Here is a 741-nt window from a genome sequence, read left to right as displayed (position 1 = left end):
ACACCCCCCCCCCCCCTCGCCCCCACCCCGTCTGTGAGCCGCCCGAGATCAGCAGGGCAGCAGGTCGCCGGTGACCAGCTCGAAGCCGAAGGGCTCCGGAACGCGCATCGTCTCGCCGAACGCGATGTCCTCGCGCCGGTGGTACCGGGCGCCGTCCGGCCTGCTGAAGAGGGTGACGGTCTTCTCCCGCGCGTCGACCAGGAGGTACAGCGGGATCCCCATCAGCGGGTAGTCCCGCACCTTCCCGACCCAGTCGTTCTCGGGGTTGGAGGGCGAGACCAGCTCGACCGCGATCGCGGCCAGCTCGGCGGGCACCTGGTTGTCGGTGGTGGTCAGTGCGTCGTCCGGAAGGTACGTCAGGTCGGGATTGCGGCTCTTCCCGACGTTGGGCGAGATCAGATCGGTGTTCTCGCTCGGCAGCAGCCCGGCCGGGGTGTGGGCGTCGAACTGCCGGCGCACCACCAGCAGGTTGCGCTGGTGGATCCCCGAGGGGCTCACCATCATGGTGATGGTGTCGCCGGAGAGCTCCACCTTGAAGCCGTCGGGCAGGCTCCTGCGGGCCTCTTCCAGAAGCTCGAAGTGTTCCGGGGCCATGAGTGCGACGCCTCCCGAACCGAATCCACCGGTGTCCGGCACCCAGCGTAGTCGGCGCCCGGCCCCAGGCCCCGGGCCCCGGGCCCCCGGAACGGCGGGGGGGGCGGCGCCGGCGGCGCGCCGCGCGGCCAGTTCCCCGCCGGGTTC

At 71.9% G+C, this 741-nt stretch carries 1 protein-coding gene; it reads right to left on the bottom strand.

The window, feature by feature from the left end:
* Positions 1–48: 48 nt before the first annotated feature.
* Entirely contained in the window at positions 49–594 is a 546-nt protein-coding gene (locus ACFV6I_RS23520; RefSeq protein WP_380427469.1) for a Uma2 family endonuclease, read from the bottom strand.
* Between the last annotated feature and the right edge of the window lie 147 nt (positions 595–741).

Source organism: Kitasatospora sp. NPDC059803 (genome assembly GCF_042732255.1).
Taxonomy (GTDB): domain Bacteria; phylum Actinomycetota; class Actinomycetes; order Streptomycetales; family Streptomycetaceae; genus Kitasatospora.
Note: the sequence above shows the minus strand (reverse complement) of the source record. Positions and strands in the feature narration are given on the sequence as shown.